Origin of the sequence: Alicyclobacillus sp. SO9, assembly GCF_016406125.1 — a bacterium.
In the GTDB taxonomy this organism is placed as follows: Bacteria; Bacillota; Bacilli; order Alicyclobacillales; family Alicyclobacillaceae; genus SO9.
Map to the genome: position 1 here is coordinate 4606689 of NZ_CP066339.1, position 24037 is coordinate 4630725.

The 24037-nt window shown below is 45.3% G+C and carries 29 protein-coding genes and 1 pseudogene; 14 read left to right on the top strand and 16 right to left on the bottom strand.

Going from position 1 to position 24037, the window contains the following annotated elements; translation table 11 throughout:
• Positions 1-69 precede the first annotated feature (69 nt).
• Both istB and GI364_RS21445 read left to right on the top strand, forming a co-directional pair.
• The gene (istB, locus tag GI364_RS21440; protein ID WP_198851212.1) at positions 70-843 is read left to right on the top strand and encodes an IS21-like element helper ATPase IstB; all 774 of its coding nucleotides are present in this window, start codon (positions 70-72) and stop codon (positions 841-843) included.
• A 136-nt stretch (positions 844-979) separates the two neighbouring features.
• Positions 980-1392 (top strand): annotated as a pseudogene (locus GI364_RS21445) (transposase); the annotation flags it as partial.
• A 554-nt stretch (positions 1393-1946) separates the two neighbouring features.
• Here the strand turns inward: GI364_RS21445 and GI364_RS25175 are convergent.
• The 5 genes from GI364_RS25175 to GI364_RS21465 all read right to left on the bottom strand — a co-directional run bounded on the left by GI364_RS25175 (position 1947) and on the right by GI364_RS21465 (position 4718).
• On the bottom strand, positions 1947-2078 hold the full coding sequence (locus tag GI364_RS25175; RefSeq protein WP_255524504.1) for a hypothetical protein: 132 nt from the start codon (positions 2076-2078) through the stop codon (positions 1947-1949).
• 203 nt (positions 2079-2281) lie between these two features.
• Positions 2282-2596, bottom strand: coding sequence for a winged helix-turn-helix transcriptional regulator (locus tag GI364_RS21450; RefSeq protein ID WP_198851213.1), 315 nt, complete (start codon positions 2594-2596; stop codon positions 2282-2284).
• A gap of 296 nt (positions 2597-2892) precedes the next feature.
• Complete coding sequence (locus tag GI364_RS21455; RefSeq protein WP_198851214.1) at positions 2893-3111, bottom strand: hypothetical protein; 219 nt, start codon at positions 3109-3111, stop codon at positions 2893-2895.
• Position 3112: 1 nt separating this feature from the next.
• Positions 3113-4042 carry a hypothetical protein gene (locus tag GI364_RS21460; protein WP_198851215.1) on the bottom strand — a complete coding sequence of 310 codons (930 nt, stop codon included), beginning with the start codon at positions 4040-4042 and terminating at the stop codon, positions 3113-3115.
• A 16-nt stretch (positions 4043-4058) separates the two neighbouring features.
• Positions 4059-4718 (bottom strand): cytochrome b N-terminal domain-containing protein, encoded by a 660-nt coding sequence (locus tag GI364_RS21465; protein WP_198851216.1) that lies wholly within the window; start codon positions 4716-4718, stop codon positions 4059-4061.
• 575 nt (positions 4719-5293) lie between these two features.
• Here GI364_RS21465 and lepB point away from each other — a divergent pair.
• The 7 genes from lepB (at position 5294) to GI364_RS21500 (ending at position 10546) form a co-directional block, all read left to right on the top strand.
• Positions 5294-5869, top strand: a complete 576-nt coding sequence (gene lepB, locus GI364_RS21470) for a signal peptidase I (protein WP_198851217.1) — start codon at positions 5294-5296, stop codon at positions 5867-5869.
• Between the two features lie 237 nt (positions 5870-6106).
• A complete protein-coding gene (locus GI364_RS21475; protein WP_198851218.1) occupies positions 6107-6316 on the top strand; it encodes a hypothetical protein in 210 nt (69 codons plus the stop codon).
• A 367-nt stretch (positions 6317-6683) separates the two neighbouring features.
• Positions 6684-7268 carry a class I SAM-dependent methyltransferase gene (locus GI364_RS21480; RefSeq protein ID WP_198851219.1) on the top strand — a complete coding sequence of 195 codons (585 nt, stop codon included), beginning with the start codon at positions 6684-6686 and terminating at the stop codon, positions 7266-7268.
• Positions 7269-7725: 457 nt separating this feature from the next.
• Positions 7726-8373, top strand: a complete 648-nt coding sequence (locus GI364_RS24975) for a cupredoxin domain-containing protein (RefSeq protein WP_233095908.1) — start codon at positions 7726-7728, stop codon at positions 8371-8373.
• 91 nt (positions 8374-8464) lie between these two features.
• A complete protein-coding gene (locus tag GI364_RS21490) occupies positions 8465-9529 on the top strand; it encodes a hypothetical protein (RefSeq protein WP_198851220.1) in 1065 nt (354 codons plus the stop codon).
• A gap of 60 nt (positions 9530-9589) precedes the next feature.
• Complete coding sequence (locus GI364_RS21495) at positions 9590-10279, top strand: PspA/IM30 family protein (RefSeq protein ID WP_198851221.1); 690 nt, start codon at positions 9590-9592, stop codon at positions 10277-10279.
• A gap of 60 nt (positions 10280-10339) precedes the next feature.
• A complete protein-coding gene (locus GI364_RS21500; RefSeq protein WP_198851222.1) occupies positions 10340-10546 on the top strand; it encodes an SHOCT domain-containing protein in 207 nt (68 codons plus the stop codon).
• 21 nt (positions 10547-10567) lie between these two features.
• Here GI364_RS21500 and GI364_RS21505 read toward each other — a convergent pair whose 3' ends face one another.
• The 6 genes from GI364_RS21505 to GI364_RS21530 form a co-directional block, all read right to left on the bottom strand.
• Positions 10568-11662 carry a sensor histidine kinase gene (locus GI364_RS21505; RefSeq protein ID WP_198851223.1) on the bottom strand — a complete coding sequence of 365 codons (1095 nt, stop codon included), beginning with the start codon at positions 11660-11662 and terminating at the stop codon, positions 10568-10570.
• On the bottom strand, positions 11659-12360 hold the full coding sequence (locus tag GI364_RS21510) for a response regulator transcription factor (protein ID WP_198851224.1): 702 nt from the start codon (positions 12358-12360) through the stop codon (positions 11659-11661). The genes GI364_RS21505 and GI364_RS21510 overlap by 4 nt, the downstream gene beginning before the upstream one ends.
• Complete coding sequence (locus tag GI364_RS21515; protein ID WP_198851225.1) at positions 12353-13048, bottom strand: hypothetical protein; 696 nt, start codon at positions 13046-13048, stop codon at positions 12353-12355. The genes GI364_RS21510 and GI364_RS21515 overlap by 8 nt, the downstream gene beginning before the upstream one ends.
• Positions 13048-13590: a TlpA family protein disulfide reductase gene (locus GI364_RS21520; protein ID WP_198851226.1), complete on the bottom strand. Its 543-nt coding sequence runs from the start codon at positions 13588-13590 to the stop codon at positions 13048-13050. Before GI364_RS21520 ends, GI364_RS21515 begins: the two co-directional genes overlap by 1 nt.
• A 20-nt stretch (positions 13591-13610) precedes the next feature.
• Positions 13611-14321, bottom strand: a complete 711-nt coding sequence (locus GI364_RS21525) for a cytochrome c biogenesis CcdA family protein (RefSeq protein ID WP_370541807.1) — start codon at positions 14319-14321, stop codon at positions 13611-13613.
• Positions 14322-14393: 72 nt separating this feature from the next.
• Positions 14394-14915, bottom strand: a complete 522-nt coding sequence (locus GI364_RS21530) for a TlpA family protein disulfide reductase (protein ID WP_198851227.1) — start codon at positions 14913-14915, stop codon at positions 14394-14396.
• A 211-nt stretch (positions 14916-15126) separates the two neighbouring features.
• On the opposite strand from GI364_RS21530, the gene lgt reads away from it, so the two are divergent.
• Positions 15127-15939, top strand: a complete 813-nt coding sequence (gene lgt, locus GI364_RS21535; RefSeq protein ID WP_198851228.1) for a prolipoprotein diacylglyceryl transferase — start codon at positions 15127-15129, stop codon at positions 15937-15939.
• Positions 15940-16115: 176 nt separating this feature from the next.
• On the opposite strand, the gene GI364_RS21540 is transcribed toward lgt, so the two are convergent.
• Both GI364_RS21540 and GI364_RS21545 read right to left on the bottom strand, forming a co-directional pair.
• Positions 16116-16331, bottom strand: a complete 216-nt coding sequence (locus tag GI364_RS21540) for a glutaredoxin family protein (RefSeq protein ID WP_233095909.1) — start codon at positions 16329-16331, stop codon at positions 16116-16118.
• Positions 16332-16448: 117 nt separating this feature from the next.
• Positions 16449-17063 (bottom strand): class I SAM-dependent methyltransferase, encoded by a 615-nt coding sequence (locus tag GI364_RS21545; protein ID WP_198851230.1) that lies wholly within the window; start codon positions 17061-17063, stop codon positions 16449-16451.
• 310 nt (positions 17064-17373) lie between these two features.
• Here GI364_RS21545 and GI364_RS21550 point away from each other — a divergent pair, with 310 nt between their 5' ends.
• The 3 genes from GI364_RS21550 (at position 17374) to GI364_RS21560 (ending at position 20227) form a co-directional block, all read left to right on the top strand.
• Entirely contained in the window at positions 17374-17664 is a 291-nt protein-coding gene (locus GI364_RS21550) for an SHOCT domain-containing protein (protein ID WP_198854203.1), read from the top strand.
• Between the two features lie 997 nt (positions 17665-18661).
• A complete protein-coding gene (locus GI364_RS21555) occupies positions 18662-19075 on the top strand; it encodes a hypothetical protein (protein WP_198851231.1) in 414 nt (137 codons plus the stop codon).
• A 306-nt stretch (positions 19076-19381) separates the two neighbouring features.
• A complete protein-coding gene (locus GI364_RS21560; RefSeq protein ID WP_198851232.1) occupies positions 19382-20227 on the top strand; it encodes a cupredoxin domain-containing protein in 846 nt (281 codons plus the stop codon).
• A 142-nt stretch (positions 20228-20369) separates the two neighbouring features.
• Here GI364_RS21560 and GI364_RS21565 read toward each other — a convergent pair whose 3' ends face one another.
• A complete protein-coding gene (locus tag GI364_RS21565; protein ID WP_198851233.1) occupies positions 20370-21587 on the bottom strand; it encodes a redoxin domain-containing protein in 1218 nt (405 codons plus the stop codon).
• 46 nt (positions 21588-21633) lie between these two features.
• Positions 21634-22329, bottom strand: coding sequence for a cytochrome c biogenesis CcdA family protein (locus GI364_RS21570; RefSeq protein ID WP_198851234.1), 696 nt, complete (start codon positions 22327-22329; stop codon positions 21634-21636).
• Positions 22330-22519: 190 nt separating this feature from the next.
• Between GI364_RS21570 and GI364_RS21575 the strand changes: the two genes are divergently transcribed.
• On the top strand, positions 22520-23725 hold the full coding sequence (locus tag GI364_RS21575) for an SCO family protein (protein ID WP_198851235.1): 1206 nt from the start codon (positions 22520-22522) through the stop codon (positions 23723-23725).
• Between the two features lie 100 nt (positions 23726-23825).
• Here the strand turns inward: GI364_RS21575 and GI364_RS21580 are convergent, their stop codons facing one another.
• On the bottom strand, positions 23826-24032 hold the full coding sequence (locus tag GI364_RS21580; protein ID WP_198851236.1) for a heavy-metal-associated domain-containing protein: 207 nt from the start codon (positions 24030-24032) through the stop codon (positions 23826-23828).
• Between the last annotated feature and the right edge of the window lie 5 nt (positions 24033-24037).

Genomic DNA, 24037 nt, shown 5'->3' on the forward strand with positions numbered 1-24037 from the left:
TATCATCCGCCGGTGTCCAGATTCAACGGACGCCGGCAGCTCTATCAAAATGCAGGGAGGAATCTATCAATGCTTAGTAATCAAACGACCAACACACTTCGCCAACTTCGACTCAACGGTATGGCTGACGCGTATGCACGGCAGCAGAAGGATGCTCATGCTGCAGAACTCACCTTTGACGACCGCCTTGGATTGCTTGTCGACCACGAATGGACTTTGCGTCAAAACCGTCAATTGGCCCGTTTGCTCAAAGCGGCCCACCTCAGAGTTCAAGCGACTCCGGAGGAAATCGACTACCAGGTGCCTAGAGGCATAGATCGCTCACTCGTCCAGCAATTGCTCACGGGACAGTGGCTAACCGAACGACACAATCTACTCATCTCCGGACCCACAGGAGCAGGCAAAACTTTTCTGGCCTGTGCCCTAGCCACTGGGGCATGTCGACTTGGCTTCAAAGTCCAGTACCATCGACTCTCTCGTCTCCTACACCAAATGATGATGGCTAAGGGAGACGGTACCTACGGGCGCGTAGCCAAAGCCTTGTCCAAGATCGATCTACTCATTCTTGACGATTGGGGCCTGGCGAACGTCTCAGCACCTGAAGCCAGGGAACTGTTGGATATCCTCGACGATAGAGTACGGCAGCATTCCACCTGCGTGGTTAGTCAAATCCCAGTAGAACTCTGGTATGAACAATTTTCTGATGCAACACTGGCAGACGCCGTGTTGGACCGTCTTGTCCACGATGCGTATAAGATTCAGCTCAAGGGAGAGTCCATGCGCAAGCTCAAGAGCGGGATAAAAAACAGCACTGGGGACGAAAAAATGATTGCAAAAAACTAAGAAATTTGTTTAATTTCAAAGTAATCCCACACGGACGAACGGAAAGTGTCCAAGAGTTTCCGGACTAAGTGTCCAAAACTTTTCGGAACAACTGTCCACGACTTTCCGGATTCGGTGTCCAAAAGCCCCGGAATATGCAGTCGATACCGCCAGTGAATTGCCTGTATCCGTTGAGGTCACGCCAGCACATGTCTACGATGGTGAAGTTGCCATCCCACTCATGAAAAATGTTGCTGAAGACCTGGTCAAGTTTGTCATGATGGACGCTGGTTATGACCAAGTGAAGAACTATCAGGCAGCCCGAGATTATAGTGCACAAGCCATCATTGCACTCAACAAGCGTGGTGAGAAAGAACCACCAGCTGGCATGTCTACAAATGGTACACCTCGTTGCACGATGGGCGCGAGCGCTTGAAGTTTCGTTGTCCGCATGTGTTAGGCAAAGTCGATTGTCCACTCGGTGCTGCAGACTGTTCTGATTCAGATTACGGTATGGCTCTCAAGCGAAACCTTCCCGACGATGTACGTTGCTACTCCAATCCTCACCGCTTTTCACTTGCCGACTGATGCATTGCCAAGGCAGAGCCTAGAAGAACAATTGCATTGAGATAGACATGGGCTGTTACTTTCCCAAGTCCGGAAACATGAGCATCATTTACGGTGAGATTCACCTTGAGCCTCGAATTACAGTGTTCTACAGTCGTTCGCTCATTGTACAGTTCCGTCCATCCTCGGGTATTTTCATTTCAGCGAAAAACGTTATTCTGCAAAGCGCTCATATAAATCACGACAGAAAATGTGGAAACACTGACGTTCTTTAAACTTTCTACACATATTCATTGTAGACTAGCTTCAACTGGAATTTGGAGAAGGCAAGCGACAGATATGTGAGAACTACATTTGAATGTTATGAAGCTGAGTTCAATAGTTATCATTCTTCCCAATTTCACGAGTTTGCTGACTCAACTAAAATAATACTGTTCCAAGATGCACTATGCGTAGATACAGAAGGTGGAGCGATGAATGAAACGAAGTACTTGGATAGTAGCGGGAGGCCTCGTCTTCTTAGGCATTCTCTTGTTATTCACAGCGGGTCTTGGACTTCAATCTAAATCAATGATGGGGATGATGTCACCAGCAAACATGATGCTGATGCCCACCATGTTGTTGAGGTCGCTGAGAGTTTTCTTAATCCTCTTTGGTGTGTTCACTGTATTCATTGAATTATTCGTCATCTCTTACCGCTTGATACGGTATCGTACTATTCATTGTCCTACATGCCAAAGTACAGTTAGAGGTAAATGGGCCTTCTGCCCTCATTGTGGCTCGACCCTTAGACACAACTCCGTACGCTAAAATATGTTATAAAATTAAACATCCTAGATTCGAAACGGAACACTTCTCAGCTTGTATCGCGTGATGTCTAATGATATCAGAGTTATTTTATCACCCAAGTATGAGCCCATCTATTCACTTGGTCTATAACAGACTCTAAAACGTTCCCCTTCTGCGTTAGCGTATATTCAATCCTGACCGGTGTGTCGGGATAGACCGTCCGTACCACGATTCCTTTCTTCTCCAACTCCTTGAGTCGTAGCGTTAGTATTCGGTCGCCGATATCTGGTATCCGCTCACGTATTTCTTTGAATCGTTTAGGACCATCTAGTAGAACACTTACAATGAGCCCGGTCCAGCGCTTTCCCAAGATTTGAAACGCTGATTCGAAGTTGGGGCGGATGAATGTAGTCTCCATGTGTCACCCCTCCATTCATAATTCCTTTTACAAACATAAATTGATAGTTTAGACGCCGCTTATCAAACACCGCTATTTGAAATTAAGAACATATAAAATATCGGGGCCTTCCGTCTTCTAGGTAGCAAGAAACAGAGCACATGACTAACATCGGACTATCATCAGTCATGTGCGCCTGTAGACATTAGCCTTTTACACCATATACCGCGGAAAGAAGCCACCAAATAATCCCCAGAAACAGTGCCATAGATACTAAAAGTGATAGCCCGTCTCTATGAAGTTTAAACCAGTTCATCTTAGGACCGCATCCTTTCACGGTATTCCTTGATATCCTTTTCTGCCCATCTCATCATGATGGCAAGCAGTATCACCATCACTGTAAAGATTCCTGCGTACTCCAGTGTCCACTTTGAAGTAAAGTGACTGAACATCTCTCCCATAGCCCAAATACCCACTAAAGAAAGCGCTAAAAATGTAAGGGACGAGATAAGTGGGTGATTCTTAAACCTCGGCACTTTAATGCACCTCCGTTCCATGAGCGCCTTGTGACTCTTTTTTCTCATTCGGATCCACGGCGTATATCAACTTATAGAGCCCAAGGTATTTAGGTATAGACCGTAATCCTGGAACCAGTGGGAATATCACGACAAAGAACAACGCGATGACTCCGTTCCAGAGAATGAATCCCAGAGCAGTTGAGCCCTGTGGTAGTTTGACGTGGGCGATAGCCGGTACGATGAGGTACCAAGGGCCGACAAAAAATCCTCTCTCTTTAACCATGCCCCACTGGTCGTCTGTGAGCCCCTTTTTCATCGCTGTGTTGAGCATCATAGGCTCGTCATACAGCCAAATATTTGTATATTGATACACATGGTTTGGACTCGTTCCTTGGAAATAGGTTTGCAAGTATCCTTTTTGAGCAAGCTTCAAGACAGCGTTCGCTAGAATTGGAACCGGACCAAAATTTCCTTTGAGTGAAGAGATTTTGCTCAAGGTTGGAACCGGTGTTGGTCCGCCGTCCCCACTATTCCCCTTGCTCGCTATGGTTTTCTGAATGGCAGTATCATAGTTCGCTGCCCATGTCTTCTGCTGTGCAGGGGATGCTGCTCCATAGGTTTTCAAGGCTTGCTTCTGCTGAGATGATAAAAACCATGAAGCACTCTGGATAGGTTTTAAAACAAGAGTTTTCGCAGGATCTTTCATACCATATTCGTGTTTATTCACCTGAGAAGCAGAGGTGCCATCGAGTTCTTGGGCCACAGCCCATATTGTACCCCCAGGCTGCTTTACTGCTGTGCTCTTAATGGTATCCGTGGGGTAGAACGGGGAGCCAACAGAAAACCCTACAATTACCACGAACAGTATTACGATTAACCCAACAATCGGGTATTTCCAAAAGCCGTGCGTCACGATAGAAAATCTTGTTGAACTTTTGTCTGTCTTCATCGCATGTCACCTCCCTTTATAGCGGTCTTGCAATACCCTGGAGTTTCACCAATGTTAAATGCAAGCCCATCAATAGTACTAAGACAAAAGGAATCAACGCCACATGAATAATAAGCGCTGATGTGAAATTTTCCGGCGAGATAAGTCTCAAGAATGGAACAGTGAAAAGCATGTCATCTGAATGCATGGAGACAAACTGAGACTCCCAATCTCCGCGTGACAGCAGCCCAAACAAATTCTCACCTAAAGCGAGAAAGAATGTGACAAATCCAATCGCATAATTTACCCATCTCTTTCCTTTGTAAGAGCCTGTCAACCAAACACGAATGATATGAAGAAACAGGAAGAAGAAAAACGCCTGTGCAGACCAGTAATGCATTCCCTTAAACGCTGCTCCCGCCGAGGTATTGTTCCACCAAGTAGGTCCAAAAAAGGTAAGAACCAATCCTGTAAGAACCAAAAGGATGAAAGAAAAGAAGGTAAGTCCCCCCATACAATACCAATAGGATTCCGCATAGGACGGGGCCACTTTCCCAAACATCCGATTGAACGGCGGCATGTAGGCAAAACTTTCAAGAAAAGCCCTCCAAAAGCCACGTTCTCTAGATCTTTCCTTGAAATTGAACCGTTCACTCTTGTGATGGTCAAAATACGCCTCTGTATCCTTGGAATTCATAGCGGTTTCACCTCAATTATTGAAAGTTGGTTGTTAAATCCCGTTCCCTCACTGAGTTATACCAACTATACTCACCCAACCCTCCTTCACTTTTTGAAGCATATACCTATACTATGATAGGGTATATTAGTGTAAAAGACCCAAACAGATCAACTGCATTTCCCGAATGCACTAGTCGTATATAACTAGTGCTGCGTAATGAAAGCGGCCATGTATCATGTTTACACACACAAATCCATAATACTTCCCACACATTTTCTACATATTTCTCTGATATCGTTTCATCACGAAAGGGAAGTTATACCTATACCAGGTATATACGAAAACAAGTTTAAGCTTTACATCAGAATCATGTGAGAGAGGAAACTTCGTACTTACCAAATAAAGGAGGTTGCAAAAATGGATGTTAGCCACATTCTAGGCGTTCTGGCGTGGTCAGTCATTGTTATTGGCTCATGCTATTTTGTTTACTTGATGCTTCCATTACTTCGTTTCCTAAAAAGAATTGACATGCAGCGGCCTCGGTCAATATCCAATGACCGGTAATCCTCAACTCAGAATAGGGAGAAAGCATATTGATATCCAATAGACTTCGTAAATCACTCTACAGTTTCCTTCCAGTTGTTTTCGGGGTCGTCGTTGCCTTAAGTATTAAGACTTGGGTCATCAGTGCCGCATTTGTACCTTCTGCGTCAATGTACCCCACGATCCCAGCTTTAGATAGAAAAGATCCAGCGTATATTACGGTAGATAAATTGGCGACAGAATTGGGGCACATTCATCGCGGAGAAGTCGTAGTATTTCATTTCCCAGATGACCCGTCGGAACTTTTTGTCAAGAGAGTAGTGGGTATGCCTGGAAATACGGTCACTGTTACCTCAAATGCGGTGTATATAAACGGCCAGAAACTTAATGAATCAAACCCGGATATCTCAGTGTTGAACGGGCCTTATCATGGCACCTTTCATGTACCCATTGGGCACTATTTTATGCTAGGTGATAATCGTCCTATATCGGATGACAGCCGTATGTGGGTTCACAAATATGTATCTCGTTCTGCGATTGTCGGGAAAGCAAATGTCGTTTTTCACGACTTCACCATAAAGGCAATCTCACAAAGCTTAACCCTGAAGAAAAGATATGGGAGATAAAGCCAGAGGAGATCAGTAGGGGTGAAAGCTCTTCAGTATAAAGTAAACAGTTTGTAAAAAGCAAGAAATCATCTGAACTGTAGAAATTCGGCCCCGGATGTTTAATAACTATCAAGAAACTGTATCGTGAATTTTGTAGATCTTCACACGAACTCCACACTTTCTTGAAACTTTCTTCACCACTTCCCTTTACGATGACAGGGTAAAAAAAGCTTAAATAAAGGAGTTGGTCATACCGTGCTTACAACAAGTGATCTTGAGCGTAACACCAAAGAACAAGAGCGTCTTCTTGAGGAATTAACTGAAGGGCATCCAGAAAGGAAACAACTTGTACGGCAACTGAAAAGTTTTGCTGTCGATGTACCATCCATCATTGATGTTATGAAACATATAAAGACAAAAACAGTAACAGCGTATTATACTGGGCAAGAGACTGAGCAACGATGACGAAATAAAACTTATGAGTTTGTCCATCCCACAAACACGTAAATGAAGCTATGGATGTATTTGAGCAAAACCCAAAAACTACGAACTTACTCTTTTATGGAAATTCAAACTACCATCAAAATCTGCAATTAGAGTTGTATTCAATGAACCATATTACGCTCTCGAGATCTATGTTCCAGTAGATGCTAAAGAAATACAGAATTCTCACTGCCGGATGTTTTTGGACGCGTAAAGGCGCGCGGCGAACTCCCTTCATAATACGTGCTCTTGCCCATTGCTTTGGTCACAATCACTTTTGGTCCTTCGTCTTTACTCTCCTCATAATTAAAAATATTGGTCAATGTTGGATGATAGGAGGTCAACTCATATGGAATTTCATAAGGATTTGTCGCATGTAGGATGGGAAGAAGTTAAGCGAAGACAGTTACAAAGGGAATCCTTAGTATATGAATGGATTAAACTTGTCGGGATGAAACCCGGAAAATCGGTGCTTGATATTGGTACAGGACCTGGAGTCTTCACATTGAAATATGCTCAGGTTGTTGGAAATGAGGGTATAATTTATGCTTTAGATCAATCAAAGGAAGCTCTTGACTTATTAGTAGATGCCACAGACACGAAGCATAGCAATATTCATACGGTTTGTGCAGATGCCGAAATGCCACTACCGTCTGTCGAGGGAGTTGATATTGTGATGATTACGGATATTCTTCATCACGCTCATTCTCCGGTTCGCGTCATAAGAAATATCTATCAGCACATTAAATTGCATGGAAGTGTGCTGATTTCCGAATTCGATCCAAGTTCTGAGGGCCATATTGGTCCACCATTACAAAACAGAATCTCGAAAGAAGAAATTAAAAAGTTAGTTCAGATGGAAGCATTTCAGATCGTCAAGGAGGGAAAGCAAGAACATGAGCATTACTACCTGCTATTAAAGAAGGACGCTTAAGAGCCATTCACGTTGTAAGACGGATTGCCTTGCATAATTCAGTCAAGTTCCTAAGTCCCTGGCATGCTGATATACAAGGCCAAGAGCTTGATTCATATGTAGAGTTGGCACCAGACTCCAGTCGCCCTTATGTGAGCCGTTAACCTTACTTCTTAGTCCTCAGGTAGACCAAGGACGATAAGATTCTCCAGCTCGGTCGTCCTCGGTCGTCGATTTCCCCCACTGCTTAGCCGATACATACGAAACCCGAAACCTACAGTGTATCCATTTCAGTACCACGAGCTACCTACTATGAACTCTAGTGTATGAACCTCCCCTTATAGGCCGCCACACCGAATTTTGGTGTGACGGAAGGTTTATATTGCCCATCACAGTTTCTCCATACTTTGCCCAAACTTCGCACACAAATTCTTGTTAGTTTAAATACCGTACAGAGTATATGAAAGGAGAATGACATATGAAAAAAACATTCCTGTATGTACCCGCTGTTCTGCTAGGGATAGGAATCGGTGGTCTTGGGATTGTTCAGGTCATGGCTCAAAGAAATGCTTACACCGGAGGGACCAACAGTACGTCTTACGCTTCCCCAGGCTGGGGTATGATGCAATCCTTTACGGGTTCAAACGCAAACTCAGTACAGGCCATGTCCAAGCAACAGGCAAATACAGCCATGCAAAACTCACTGCAGGATGCGAGTGTAAATAAAGAAACAAATACCATCACCTACTCGAAGCAAAACGTAACCATCGTCTTTTTCGCCGGTCCCGAAGAGGCTGATGGCAAATTCGTCGTTGGAGGGTTGGTCAACCCGACGATTCATTTGCCAAAGGGTGCACACGTACAGTTTAAGATAATTAACATGGATAGCGGTATGCCACATGGTATTGAATTGACCGCAGCAAACCCGCCCTATTCGTATATGTCGATGATGCAGGGTGGGATCTATTCAGGGTCCTTTATCCCACCTTTGCCAGAGGCGCAAAATGACCAATACCCAGTTGCTGCATCTACTTTCGTTGTGAACCAGACCGGTAATTTCCATTACCTCTGTCAAGTACCAGGACATGCTGCCAAAGGCATGTACGGAAAAATGATTGTCAGTTAACACTTTATCCGTCGTTTCTCCATTCTTTCTACACATTTTTTTGCCATACTGTACGTGCTGAACAGGGGGACTTAGTAAGGAGGGACCTACGTTGGGACTATTTGACCGCATCAGGGATGTATTCAACCATCAAGAAAGCAGTCCCCCGGAACACCTTGAGGGGTACCGGCGCATTGGCGATCAGGTCTATGAAGCGAAAGTGGAATTGGCCGACGAGCAGAATCCGACAGTCCGACTGTTGCTTCGCGTGGCCGAGGTATTTCAAATCATGGGAAATGCATTGCTTCGCGATGTCATATCCCCCTCCACCACTTCTGCTCGTCGGGTAGCAGATATCACCCATGAACAAGCGGAGACTTGGTACGGGCATATTCCCGACCTGCTCATCGCTGCACGAAAAGAGGTGTTGTACGCAGAGAGCAGCAGGGTAGAACTTCCTATCCAGATTGGAGAGCGCGTTGAATCCCAGGACATGTGTCCTCTCAGCCATTTGATTGGACTGCGAAGAGCTGCAAATGGACTCGAAGATCTCGTAGCAGATGATATTTCCCGCATGCGCGCAGACAAGGACAGGTATCGTCAAATACTCTTCCTCTATGAGGAGGCAAGAACACGGCGAAGTACGGGAGATGCCCTTGTTGGCCCTGTCATGAATGGAGAGCGTGTTCCACACGAGACCCATGAGGATGCAAAGGAACAATACTGGCAGGCCCTTGCAAATTATCTCCTCATCGTCCAAGGGATAGAAAACGACTCACTCATCACTGAGTTATTTTCCCCCCACAGCAAGCTGGATTTAGAAGACGTTTGGAAAGTCACTGCCCAACTTGCTTTGGAAGATATCGGTGACGCAGAGAAACGTGATCAAACCAATCAAGAATTGGAGTCATTCTGGGACTCGCACCGTATTACAGATGAGGAACGCCGTTATGAACACACAGTAGAGAAACTGGTTGTTCGGGGGGATATCCAGGAAAATGGATATTGGTACCGCATCCCTTTTCAACCAGTATATATGGTGACCGCATCGCGAATTGATATTGCCGGACACAAGATTTCACGAGGGCATGAGTTTGTATGGGACTACGGTAAGGAAGCAGGGCAAAGGTTTCTCTCCCGCTCTGAGTTTCGTTACGCTGACGAGAGATTCCATTAACAAAGAACTGTACCAGACATTAGTCAGTTAAAAGCAATAATTTGAAAGGAGATCATCTCAATGTCACTATTTAGTCGTTTGAAAGATTTAGTCAGGTCCAATTTAAATGACCTTATCTCCAAGGCTGAGGATCCAGAGAAAAGCCTGAACCTGTTTATTGAAGATGCATCCGAACATTTACGACAATTCACCGTCGAAGTAAACCGCTATGAAGCGGAACGAATCCGGGTAGAGAAGCAAACTGAGCAATGCCAGAAATCCGCCAAGGAATGGCATGAGAAAGCCCAATTGGCTCTCAAACAAGACCGCGAAGACCTGGCCAGAAAAGCTTTGGAACAGGAGCAAAAGGAACAAAATCGACTCGAAGAACTGAACGCAGAACTCGTAAACATGGAGCAAACTTCCAAAGAATTAAAGGAACAGCACCGACTGTTGCAGGAAAAACTGGAGGAAGCAAAAGAAAAACGGGACGATTTGGTTCGTAGAAATCGATTGGCAAAGGCACAGCAAGGGGCGGCTAGTTCCCTTAACAAGGCAGGTAAAGAGGACCCTTTTGCAAAGTTTGACCGCATGGCAGACCTTGTAGAACGGCGAGAAGCCGAAGCAAAAGCTTCGTATAATACCATGACGGGGACTTTATCCTACGAAATGGATCAGTTGAAAAAAGAACAATTAAACTCGGAAGTGGACGATGCACTGGCAAAGCTGAAGGCAGAAACGGAGTCTAACGCCGACAATTCACGAGATTAGGCTTATTCCCACGAAAGAAAGGAGGTCGTTAGATTGGGATGTGGCGGAGGTCATTCCCATATGCCGTTTCCGTTTCCAATACCACCGATGGAAGAACCTATTGAGCGCAGACAGTCTGGCAAGGAGATCTTAAAGACACGATTAGCCCGTGGAGAAATTACGCTGGAAGAGTACGAGGAAATGATAAGCGTATTGGACAATGGACCACACGTTTCTCGACCCATTTCCCGATCTCAGAAGCGCACTTCGCATATCCGTATGCCGTGACCTATTGGTTGAAGCACTCCGCTACTCTGCGGAGTGTTTTCTTCCTCCTTTTCGCCAGCTGATACAGAAGGAAGTTCCCTCGTCAAGTTCACTGTTCACTGTAATCTCTCCCCCAGTACTTCGTACGAGTTGCTGAACGATGGCCAAGCCTAGACCGCTTCCCCCTTTCTTCCGATCCCTTGACTTATCAATCCGATAGAATCTTTCAAATACATTGGCCAATTCCTCTTCAGGGATACCGACACCTGTATCTGTCACGCACAATACACTGCTTCCTTCCACATTATCAACAACAATATCAATGCGGCCGCCTTGCGGAGTATACTTCACCGCATTATCAAGTAAATTCCACAAAAGTCTCGATGCGTCTTCACGACTGATACGTACCTCTACAGGTTCCTGCGCATATCTTACAGCCAGCTCTATGCCGACATGCGTGCACCGTGTTGAAAAAATTTTTTCAAGCGATTCCACGACTTTTCGAACATCCAGCAACCGTGGCGCAATGGCGTTTTGTACGTCAGTCTCGTAAAGTGTTTCAATAGAGGCGACCAACTTTTCAAAACGTTCCACTTCTTCCAACCAACTTTGTAGTCTCTGCTTGTCGGGTTCCCACACTCCATCGAGAAATGCTTCGGCATGAGACTTCAGTGTCATGAGTGGTGTCCGTAACTCGTGGGCCATATCCTGTATCATCTGCTTACGCAGCGCTTCCTGCTTGTTCAACTGTGTGGTTAAATAGTTCAGCGTATCAGCCAGTGACGCCAACTCATCATGGCCCTTTATCGGGATTGAGCGGTTCCACTCACCCTCTGCAATGTCTCGTGCATGGTCCGTCATAACTAGAATTCTTTTGGTAAAGAGACGGGTTAAGATTGTGAGTAATATGACAATGACAATCACCAGCAGTGGTATGATCCACAGCAAGCTCTGGGTCAGCGCCTGGTTGAACCTTCTTTCGAGCTGCTGCGACAGACCTTGCGGCAAGTGGGAAACAGATTCACACGCCATACCAAAACAATGAGAGATCTCCAGTTTCAACATGAATGTAAGTAATATTAATAACAGTAAGATGACGGAGAAGAGTGTCAGAGATAACTTTGTTCGAATCTTCATGCTTGTCTCCTGCCAAAACGGTAGCCTACGCCATAGACGGTCTCTACGTATTGTGGATGTTTTGGATCTCTTTCGATTTTACTTCTCAAATTTTTAATATGGGCATCGATTGTCCGAAAATCCCCTTGGAAATCAATCCCGAACACAAGCTCAACTAACTCTATTCGACTGAAGACTCGTCCTGGATTTCTACACAACGCCAGCAACAGGCGATACTCCGAAGCGGTTAATGGTACCTTGGCTCCGTTTTTCGAAACCAACTGTTGTCCTGCATCAATAAACAGGGCGCCGTCACTGTACCACAACCTCTCAGTCAAGAGTTCATCAGTGTTCGTCCTTCTAAGGATGGCTCTCACTCGTGCGACAACCTCCTTTGGACTGCAAGGTTTCGTCACATAATCATCGGCCCCGAGACTGAGACCGCGTAATAAGTCCACTTCCAAATGCTTGGCTGTTAACATTAAAATGGGCACTGATGATTCGCTCCGTAGGATTGCGCATACGTCTTCACCGCTGATATCCGGCAGCATGAGATCCAACACCACTAATGAAGGCGCATTTCTGCGGAACAAAGCCAGCGCTTCTTCCCCGCTTGCAGCTGTCAATACCTGAAACCCATCTCTTCGCAGATATTCTGAAATGACATCGACAATTTTAGGCTCATCATCCGCAATAAGAATCGTATAATTTTTATTCATGTTCTTCCTCACAACCTGCAGTTTCATGTAATCCCGAACTTCGTACATCCCGAAGGGCTTCTCCGCCCAAGCCAATAACAATGACGAGCAAATACAGCCACTGTGCCGCACTAAAAATGAAAAGGTGTGTCACTTGCGGTACAAATAACGTTGTCGCAAAGAGAACTGCACCCGTGATACCCCACCTCAGCGGTGCTGAGATCCAACGTTTTGTGCGTTTCATTTGCAAGAGAGTAAACAAAAATAGGAAGATAGTACTTCTTATCACGTCTTCTAATCGAAAAGGCATCAGATTTACTATAGACAAATAGAGAAAAAAAGTGGCGGAACCTAGATAAAAAATCATTGCGCCATGTGCGAATGCTTCTTGTGTGAATAATTTGCGCTTGTACAATCCCCACAAACTGTAGAGAATCATTGCTGCTACCCCTATAATCCAGCCATACACGGGCGCCCCGCTTAATACGGCTAGCAGATCCTCCTTCAAATTCACTGTTGGATGGAGCATCAATCCTGCAAGGAATCGGCTAAATATAATAAACACCAAAAGGATACCTGGCAGTTGCTCCCGAAACAGCGCTCCCACCTGCGACTTATCGAACCATTTTAGATACCCCCACAATACAAAACCACTGACGGCCAGTCCAATCCAATCTGACGGGATCCGGTAAAATAATGACGTCAGCATTAGCTTGCGATCCTTTTTAGGTCAGCGTTCAGGGTACCAGCAGATAAAGAGCCGACATTTTTCGCAACGATAATTCCTTGTCGGCTGACAAAAAACGAAGTAGGAATACCAACGACCTGGTATTCTTTTGACACCTTTCCCGACCTATCTAACGCAACAGGCCATGTCATGCCATATTGATGAACAAAGTTAGCCATCGCCTGAACGCTGTCCTCAGATGTGATGTTTACACTTAGAAACACAACCTGCTTTCCATATTTTTGATAGGCCTTCACAATATCCGGCGTTTCAAGACGACAGTAGGTACACCACGACGTCCAGAAGTTAATGAATATCGGTTTTCCTTGAAGGGAATCTGTTGATACCGGCTTATTATCCGGGTACTCCTTTAAGGTAAACGCTGGCATTTTGTATCCGGTTTTGGGCGCCTCAGCGACGGAAGAAGTCTCACCGCGGCTCCTTTGAGTTCCAGCATACGCGACGCCTATCCCTAAAACCACCATAAATATACCAATCAGGGTCCATTTATATACTTTCTTCATCCCAGCACTCTCCCACTACATTAAAATCCTGTAAACCCACCATATAACTGAATTAACCAAACGGTGATTCTTGCCATCTCATTGGTAATGAGTAGAAAGCCGATGACAATCATCAGATAGCCCCCAACCTTGGAAAGGATGACTCCATACTTCACCAACTTCCGTACGGATCCCAACGTTAAGCCCAATATGAGAAACGGTATGGCAAAGCCGATGATGTATGCCACTGTCAGAGAAATACCAAGGGAACTTTCGGTGGCACTCAACACGAGCACGGATGCTAAAATCGGTCCGATGCAGGGCGTCCATCCCGCAGCAAAGCTAATCCCTACGAGTACAGAACCCACATAGCTCGTCTTCCTTTGTTTGTAATGCCACTTTCTCTCCTGAAAAAGCCATTTAGGTGAGATCAGACCACTCAAAAACAAGCCCATGATTACAATGATGATGCCGCCGCCAATTCTGATGACGTTGCGATACTGCACGAAAATTTGGCCCAAGACCGTTGCCGTCAATCCAAGAGCAAAAAACACAATGGAGAATCCAAGAATAAAGAACACCGTATGGGTAAGAGCTCGTACTCTGTATTTCGGTTTAGAAGTTTCAGTGCCGCTGAACGTAATACCCGATATGTAGGAAATATAGGACGGGTACAGTGGCAGTGTACAAGGCGAAATGAATGACAATACGCCGGCTAAAAATGCAAGCCAGAGCGTCGGATGAGTTGCCAAAATAACCCCTCCCTTAGGATCCGCATCTTTTTATCATTACAGAAGACAAATGGCGTCTCCACACATGTGCGTCTATTCAGCAAGTTTCATATCAGTTTCCATCTGCTGCAATGTCAAAGGACCAATCACGTGCTTGACAAGTTTCCCATGAGACGTAATGAACAGCGTCTCAGGTTGACCTGTGATACCAAAAACAGGCGTCCAACTATTGTTGGGATCCAGCAATACCGTGATGCTATCCGGTAAGTGGTATTTCTTTATATACTGCACCACAAGTGCTTTGCTATCACCACGGTCGACCATGACGACATGAACTTTCTCACCATGTTTCTTAGCAAAGGTAATCAAGTCTGGTGTCTCCTCAATACAGGGAGGACACCAGGGTGCAAAAAAGTTTAGAAACACCGGCTCGCCGCGCAGTGAATCCAATTCAAAAGAGGTTCCGGCCACCGTCGTTGTACGAACATTTGGGACAGTTTGACCAGGTTTGACAGCAGATCGAGGATGATAATTCTTAAACATCAAGATAAGTACGACTACCAGGGCCATCACGGCTGACGCAACGATGATGATGCTTCTTCTTTCGATTTTCAACAGTCTTCTCTCCAAGCGCGACATTCAAATTTCTCTGCTGCTTGTAAGAATAAAGCATAGTTTTGAAGAAAATATGAAGATGGTAGTGGAACACAAACTTGCACCAGGGATCTTCATTCTTTCTTCACATTTCATCGTTAGAATCTACCAGTGTTTGAATCCACTCGTGTAACTTATGGGCCAGCCCCAAGTACAACTGGAGGTAGGTTGAATGCATTCCTATTGGTTTTGGATTGGGTCCTTTCCAATTCGCTCGTACAGTACCATTTTCGCCCTGGCATTTTTGCTGGGTCTGGCTGTTACGCTGTATTTTACCAAGATTTACGGAAATCCGGGAGACAGCGAACTTTGGTGGAACATGGGACCGATATGCCTCTTAGGAGGGATTATTGGTGCCCGAGTTTGGCAGGTATTTTTCTTTGATTGGTCCTTTTACTCACATCATTTGGGCCAAATTGTTGCCGTTTGGAACGGTGGACTCTCGATTCAAGGGGGAATTGTTGGCGGGTTTATCGCAGGTGTTTGGTATATATGGAGGAAACAAAAGAGCTGGATTCACTTTGCGGACCTCGCCGCACCAGGGCTGTTGATTGGGCAAAGCATCGGACGCGACGCCGATTTTATGAATGGGAGTGCATATGGTTCTCCAACACACAGTCAATTCGGCGTGCTGTTTCCAAAGGATACACTGGCAGCTCAACAGTATCCTGGACAAGCATTATGGCCCTCTGTAGTTTGGGAGGCACAAGCAGACATCATTTTGTTTGCAATTCTCTTAATCCTCTTCCAACGGAAGAAAAAATGGCCTTCTGGTACAGCTTTTTCCTTCTACTTAGTCGCCTACAACGCTATGCGTTTCTTCATGGAAATGTTACGTGGCGATTCACCCCGGTTTGCCCTGGGATGGGATGCGGCACAGTATACGGCAGCCATATCCGTACTTATTGGGATCGGTTTGACCATCTGGGTATTTATCAGAAAGAAGCAAACCCGGGTCTCTTATACAGGTTCGTCAGAAACATAATATGGTTTCCCGGAAAGAGGCGTCTTTGAACTTTCCTCTTTCCGGCCCTTTTTGTGTTCTTTCGCTTTGTTTATTACAAAGTCTGTTTCGGCAGACTCTGTTGCGTCGGGACAGTATCATCAGGATGCATCATACCGTCCCAAAGCCAATGACGATTCTCTTTAGAAGAAGAACCTTTATAGTATGAGACGTTCAATCATTTCTTTATTTTGTTCAAAGCCGATAAAGTGCTGTTCTTTTTTGCCAAGACCTAAAAATCCTTTTTTGGTAATGACAATGCCGGGGACAATTCTCCCTCCCGTTTTTTTCTTTAAGTCTGCTTCTTTTTCGGGATTTTCAGTAAGGTCAATGTTTTGATACTGAATTTGGTGAGATGAAAGAAACTCTTTCAACGCTTGGCAATCTGTTCAAGTAGGGCGTGTGTATATGGTAATATTCGATGTTTGCATAAGGCATCCCCTTTCTAAGTATCCAAATTACTCTTTCCATTTTAACCCCTTTAAAAATCCTCATTCAAATCTCGGAACTGCGTCAATGCGACGAAATATGTCTGAAAAGGCAACAAGTTTCACGTCTTTAATTGAGAAACCCGCTGCAGAGAGATTGTCCATCGTTCGCCGATTCACATTGGCACCTGTCATCCGAACAACCACTGGATTCATCACATGAAGCATGGCTGCAAGTGGAAGATGATCGCTAAGCATATGCTCCAACATGAGCAGATGCCCATCAGGCTTCAATACACGACGAATCTCCTGCAATCCTACAATAGGGTTAGGCACTGAGCAGAAAACACAGGTTGAAACGACTGTATCAAAAGTATTGTCTGCAAAATCCAAGTGCTGAACATCCATCTGTAACAGTTGAATAGTTGCTTGAGATTCGTGAACTCGCTTGGATGCATACGATAGCATCCGCGGACTAAAGTCAATCCCGACAACATGCGTCCCTTCGGAATAATACGGCAGGTTTGCTCCCGTTCCTACACCCACTTCGAGAACTTCACCTTGTGCAGCACGAATCAGCTGCTCGCGTTGGTCCTCATCGACCATTCGGTCCATCCGGTCAAACAACGGTGCAATCCGGTCATATCGCCGACGAATTTTATTTGATTTAACATCCATAGTGAACCACCTGCCAATGAATTTTAGAAACCTATGTTTAACATACTCCTGAATTCACCCAGGTACTTTCCTTAGTCTAGTTATATCCCAAAAATATGTAGAAAGTATGTAGACACTGTGACTGCAGGCGGTGAGTAAAACATGACGGTTTGTCCAGCCCAATCCATTGTTCACTTTAGCGGTCAATCCCGTGGAACAGTTGGACGGCTTTCACCATCAAACTGGATGTCCGGTTTTTCAAAGTTGTTATCGTTTCTTGATACTTTCTACACAAGTTTTATGTATGCTCCCTATGGAGGTGAAGACAAAGATGATGTTCGGGGGCTTCTTTTTTATTGTGATTATCGCGACAATCTTATATTTCTCTGTATTGCGCCACGGAGGACACAGTTCATGGCATCACGGTTATCACAATCATCATGATGGTCATCACCATGACCACGGTCATTATGATAATCACCATCATTCTCATTACAGTTCTTATCGGGACAATGAGAGTCATTCTAGTGACGATCTCATTACACTACTGCAACAGCGATATGCCAAAGGAGAAATTGACAGGGAAACATATCAGAAGATGTTAAAGGAACTGAAAAGATAACCATAAATTTAAATCATTACACTGTGACAGCATTCTTCTCCATTCGAAATTGCAGTTACCTCGTACCGTCCGCCGTCTCCTGACGGAGAATTCCACAGAGCGGACGGTAGCGGAGACAATAAGGTTGAAGTCTTTGCACCCCAACATTTCAGATGATGAAAACTCCTAGTAGCCAGACTAAGCAGCGCCAACGAACTTTCGGCACTCATGGGCGCATTTGAGACACATATGACCACATCGTTGTGAGTGTGAATCATGAAAATGAAGGCATTCGTTACCGCATGACTCGCAAACCTTCGCGCATAGCTTCACCTTTTTTCTAGCAAACGGGCTGTTGGCTGAAAGAGATTGAGCTGTGTCTTTACAGGTTTTTGCACACTCCCTTAGCAGTTGTATCTGTCGAAAACGCATGGAGGTGTCGGTTGCCTCCAGGAGAACAGTAATGGTTCTATGGCACATATGTTCACATTCGTGAAGTGTTTTAAGAAGCCTATCACTGTGATGGGCGGCCCCATCTTGAATACTAAACGATTGACTGGGCTGAGCAGTTGAGTGAGCCATCACCCCCCCATCGGAGAGAGGGTGTTGCATCGAGGAATTGTGCGTGTGCTCCGCACGGTGTTCAGCCCGCTGATTGTCGTCGGTCATATAATTCTCCTCCTTAACTTAGCCTTGGAAATCTACACGATAGGTATGCCATGTGTCTTTGTCCGTGTGCAGGTGTGGAGGAAAATTGGGTGTTTGCCGAGTCAGTAAATCTTATACTCAATGGAATTCGTCCCCGCTCGCAGGGTAGGGGCCTTCAATGATTCTTCAGTAGATCAATAGACACAGTCTTCAACGACATCCTCCTGCATAGTTATAAGGAGCAGAACTTCATATTTTCGGAGTGGTCACAACGCGTCTCATGAAGAATAACTTTGGTGCGCGTTGAACTATCAGCGGTATAGAATTGTGTCCGCGCATCCTTGAGACACTGCATGTAGGAGGCCTCATAGTGGTTGTTATCTCCATGAGTCTGTTGGGAACGATGCTTGGAGTGTTCGTGACTTATGCATCAATCTCAGAAGTGTCGTCCTTAAACCATAGTCGCATCATGCGCATCTCCATGCTAAATACAATGTCCCTCACATTTATCTTTTCCATTCTCGTTATCACGACCACGGGGAGTCAATTGCTTGCTATGATACTGCCAGTATTTATAATGACGAACTCTATGGTGAGGTTTAGTCAAAAATTCAGTAAACTTGACGTGGTGGAAGGGCTTCTCACATCGATAATGAGCGCATCGATGGGTGTCATGCTTATCGGAATGTTTTCGAGAGCGGCCGTGTGGGCACTCGAATCGTTCCTCGTCCTTAGTGAGATTCTTCTGTTGGCTTCCATAGCCAGGCCAAAAAGACGCCAATAGCACTCTGTTGTCGTCTCCTTTACATTTCTCTCGAAGTCTGTACTTCAAATCTGTTTACTGCCTCTACAATTGAACTTCGCAGACAATGACCAGCTACCTAGTGTAGTCTCATGAGACTACACTAGGTAGTTCATCCATTCTCTCCGGTTAGTACCCTTCCCCGGTATTGGTATGTCGTTGTGGAGGAGTAAAAATAGTCGGAATTATTCTTTAGATAATAAACCGTCACCCCCATACTAAAAGTACAGTTATTAAAAAATTTACGGGGGCGAAAAATATGAAAAAGGCTTTAATGATGTGGTTGGAATGGCACTGTTGGTGCTGGCAGGGTGTGGAACACAGAATTCCACTACCAACGGCCAAGCCTCGACAACACCGGCTAATCATACAAACACCACCGCAACGGCCTCGTCCAAAACTACTTCAACTTCCCTGAAGAAACAGCACATTTACTTAACCGTTTTACCCGGTGGAAAACTAGGCTCTGATGGCAAGAAACACGATGCGTTCTCACCGAGCAACTTTACATTGGTGAAAGGTGTTCCAACAACCATCACGATTTACAACTTTGACGACATGAAGCACAGTGTTACAAACAGTAAGCTGGGACTGAATATCCAAGCCAATCCATCCAAAAAAGATGGCAAACCCGGTGTAACGACGGTGACTTTCACACCAAAACAGGTGGGGGATTTCACATGGCAGTGCGTCGACCCCTGTGACACAGACAACAACGGCTGGGCCATGTCTCATACCGGATACATGAAGGGAACCATTCATGTTGTACCTAATCAGAAAGCGACACAGGATATTTCCTTAACAGTCATGCCCGGGGGCAAACTGGGCCCCGATGGAAAGAAACACGATGCATTTTTGCCGGCGAATTTTACAATGCAAAAGGGGGTCCCCGTCAAATTAACAATCTATAACTACGACGACATGAAACACAGCATCACCAGTCCAAAATTGAACCTGAATGTTCAGGCGAATCCATCCAAGAAAGACGGTAAGGCTGGCGTAACGACGGTGACTTTTACCCCGAAACAGGCGGGCACATTCCAATGGAACTGTGTTGACCCCTGTGACACAGACAACAATGGCTGGGCGATGTCTCATTCCGGCTACATGATGGGGAATATTACAGTTCAGTAACAGTGCTTATCTCTCTTTACTTAAAAATATTGGTTTCTATAAACCGCCACACGTGCTGTGGCGGTTTCCCCTTTCTTACGGCGATTCTCGGATAACTTCCATTGATCTTTTAGCAAGCTGCTGAGTATACGTAAGAGTTATTTTATTGATTGCCCTGTAAAGCCTTGTCCACATCTGTTTTCAGGGACTTCCATTTGAGCAGACCCTGGTGGTACCACAGTATATGACCGGATGAAGATACTAATACTTGTGTAGGGATCCCATTCACTCCATACTTTTCTGCGACCTTATCTTGATTGTCCAACGCAACCGGGAATGATAATTTAAACTTTTTCACATAATTCACAACGTGTTTCGTCGAGGGTTCCGATAAACGCAAGTCCACTCCGACAACGCTGGGAAAGTTCTTATGATTTTTCGACCACTTCTCAGACTTCAGCAGTGCAGGAATCTCTTCTTCACAGTCCGGACACCAAGTGGCAAAAAACTCCAGTAGTTTGGGACCTCCTCCACCTCCCACTGAAATGGAACCATTCTTGCCCCCAGGTAAAATCGCAAGCAGGTGAAATGGACGGCTCTTCGATTCCTTCGGACCGACCTTACCCGGCAAATAAGCTAATTTTCTGGTCGGGGGGATGTTCACCGAGGGGTGGCCCGGTATGAGCGGAACTACCTGTTTCAGAAGGTCCCTTGTTTCGGTTCCAATGACCGAAGTCGACGCCTTGGTGGAGTTAAGATACAACCATTTTTCGTGTCCATCGGGCCCAATCACATATACCGCTGGCGTATGCTGTATATCTGTCCCATGGATAACCTTGGACTCTATAAAATATTTCTGATATACGGACTTTAACTGAGAGGCCGATCCCGTAAAGTAGTTCCACATATGCAACACATGGTGTTGCTGAGACCAGGTATGGACATCCTTCACTGAACTCGCGACAGGGTTTGCGTTGACGCCTACAAAAGCTACTTCCGATGCAGCGGACCCGAGATCGTACCGAACATTCTGCATAACGACTGCCGTAAGTGGACAAACCGTCGTCCCCTTACTATCGATGAAGCTCAAAACCACCACTTTATGACGAAACTCAGAGAGGCTCCCCGGTTGTCCGAACTGATTTGTCAAATGAAAATTAGGCGCCTTCTTCCCGGATAGCGATGAACCGGAATCAACGGAAGGCGATGAAGTATTAGAGGAAGATTTCGATGCCTTTGCAGAACTGACAGTTCCCACTCCAGAACGGGGATTACCCAGATGTGTAACAGTTTTCCACGCAGCCACCCCACCCCCTAAGACGACTGCAACTACAGCTACGGCAATGACCCCGTCACGGAGTCGTTGAGTACTTCTCTTCATCTCATTTCACCTCTACCGCTGTTAATGCCAGAATCCAAGCTTTCAGTTACAACACCGTTTGGAAACCAGGACCAAAGACCCAGTACCAGACGAGATATAGCCCACCAGCTGCCATGACCAAGGCACTAAGCTTCTGTATGATTGGTATCGTGCTGCGTATAAAACGGATCACAAACGTACGTGTCAGCATGGTGAGCAGAGAGAGCAAAGTGATGACAACTCCCATCCCCAGCGTATATGCTGCGAATAGAAGAATTACTCCGCGCGTTCCTGTACTCAGTCCTTCCGCAACGACAGCTAAGAACACGGGAAGACTACAGGTTAAGGAAACGAGTCCATAACTTATACCGTAAACAACAAATGAGCCGTTCGACCCACGTCGAAAAATTTGCTCGAGCCGCTCTGTCCAAGTTCCAAAGGACCATTTGATAGACAGTGTACCGCGCCACGTAAATACAGCAGCAATTAACAGCAAAATAGCCACAAGAAGTGATATAAACGGCACGGCAGCAAACAGTAAATGGCCAATTAAACCGACCAAGAAACCAGCCGCACCAAACACTACAACAAAGCCTATTGTTATCAAAATCCCTGATCGCAAACCTACGTACCAAGGATTTTGATTCGTTTCTATCCTGTCTGACAACAAATACATGAGATATGATGGGAGCAGCGCAATACCGCAGGGATTGAACGCACCAATCATTCCGGCGGTAAAGGCCACAAACCACGGAATCGCCAAGTTGAACCCTCCAGAGCTCGTGTCTTAAGGTTTTCTAAAATTCTCCCTTTGGATTATAACAGCTACACTACTATAATAGGTAACATAAGTCACGATTCTGTAACATGTAAGCACAGGACGCTGTTGACTAAGTGCTCTCTTGTCACTCCAGAGGAACAATACACAAAAGACAAATAAGGAGGAACTACAAGTGAAGAAAGGTTTTTGGCGTAGTGAATGGGTAGTTCCTATTGCAGTATTGATAGTTGGAATCGCCGTTTTATCTGTTTTGAAGGCCAACTTTGGACAGAGTGTTAAACACACAACCACCCCTAATCCAGGCGGTAATCTCACAAAGTCCACTGCAAAACACAAAACAACTGGCAGTAACGGACAGTCCAAGTCAAAGAACAGTGTTATCAATGCGGGTGATGCGATGCATGGAAGACCTGCGCCGAATTTCACCCTAACAAACCAATTCGGGAAGAAGGTATCACTAAGTCAATTTAAAGGTAAGACGGTGATACTGTCATTTATCGACAGTACGTGCCATGCCATCTGTCCCTTAACCACGGAAGATATTAAGACTGCCGTTCATTTACTCGGTCCAAAGGCTCAGAAGAACATACAGATAATCGGTGTCAATGCGAATCCAAAATCGACTTCCGTCGCGGCTGTAAAAAAGTACTCAATAGAGCACGGTATGTTGCATTCATGGCAGTACCTGACGGGATCGTCAACACAACTGCACAAAGTTTGGAAAGACTACTACGTATATTCAGGCGTAGTAAACGGACAAATAGACCATACTCCTGCTCTGTACGTCATAGGGCCAAAAGGGAAAGAGAAGCTGCTTTATATGGTCCCGAGCCAATACTCCTCAGTGAACGCTGAGTCTCACGTGCTGGCAAAGAACATCGCCAAGTATCTGCCGAGTTCCATTAAAACAAATATTACACCAGTACAATATCACGCGCCTGCCAAAGGACCAGGGAACCTCATTCAGTTGCCGTCAGCCCTTTCAACGGGATCGGCAAAGTCAGTGACATTAAATCCGAGGAAGCCGCAACTCGTTGTGTTCTTTGCCTCGTGGATCCCGCATATCAAGGAAAAATTGACACGGTTGAACAAATACGCAAGTCAGCCGGGGCATCCTCAGGTCATAGCAGTGGACGTGGCAACTACGGAACCTGGGCTAAAACCATTAACAAAATTAATGGCGCAATTTCCAAAACTGAACTTTAAAGTGGGAATTGATAAAACGGGAAAAGTAGCAGACGCATATCACATACAAGAGTTGACCTGGTTTGCTTTAAAAAGCAGTTCTGGAAAGATTGTCTGGCATCATTCTGAGTGGATTAAAATGACACAAATGAGCAAGGACGTTAAGAAAGCCCTGACGCAATCGCATCAGTGAATTTTCATTGTGTCAACAGCATTCAAGTAAAGCCCAAACGCAAGAGAGTACAGAGCATGTGCCGTCCCTCCCAGTCCCAGTTCTATTTGTCGACAATGGATCATGCGACATCATAGCCAGCCTCTTCGATGGCAGATTTCAGGTCTGCCTCCGTTGCTGTTGCTTCATTAAAGATAACCTTCGCTTCATTGAGCTCCAAACTTACCTCCACAGTTTCAACGCCATCGACAAGTCGTAAGGCTTTCGTAACGGAGTTCACGCATCCTTGACAAGTCATGCCCTCGACGGGAATGGTAACAGTCCTCATTATAG